This is a genomic window from Photobacterium lipolyticum, assembly GCF_003026475.1.
Lineage (GTDB): Bacteria > Pseudomonadota > Gammaproteobacteria > Enterobacterales > Vibrionaceae > Photobacterium > Photobacterium lipolyticum.
On sequence record NZ_PYMC01000055.1, the window covers coordinates 1 to 590 of the forward strand.

Below are 590 nucleotides of genomic sequence, written 5' to 3' on the forward strand. Positions count from 1 at the left end.
TCGCGAAGAGTTGGGTAAATCGGGCTTTGCCCATTTCTTTGAACACATGATGTTCCAGGGCTCCGAGCATGTGGGCGATCAGGAACACTTCCGTTTGATCACCGAAGCGGGCGGTACCCTGAACGGCACGACTAACCGTGACCGTACCAACTACTTTGAAACCGTACCGGCCAATCAGCTGGAAAAAATGCTGTGGCTGGAAGCGGATCGCATGGGCTTCTTGCTTGGCGCTGTGTCCCAGAAGAAGTTTGAAATTCAGCGTTCCACCGTGAAAAACGAGCGCGCTCAGCGTTATGAAAACCGTCCGTACGGCTTGATGTATGAGCGCATGGGCGAAGCCCTGTTCCCGCGTACTCACCCGTATTCCTGGCAGCCGATTGGTTATGTGGAAGACTTGGATCGTGTTGATGTAAACGATCTGAAAGCCTTCTTCCTGCGCTGGTATGGCCCGAACAATGCCACTCTGACTATCGGTGGTGACATCGATAAAGCCCAGACGCTGGCGTGGGTTGAGAAATACTTTGGTTCGATTCCGCGTGGCCCGGAAGTGGACAAAGCCGCGAAGCAACCGGTGACGCTCGATCATAATT

General features: G+C 53.6%; 1 protein-coding gene. It reads left to right on the forward strand.

The window, feature by feature from the left end:
* Positions 1 to 590 (forward strand): M16 family metallopeptidase (locus C9I89_RS22275; protein WP_146155093.1); only part of this gene is annotated, 590 nt, incomplete at both ends.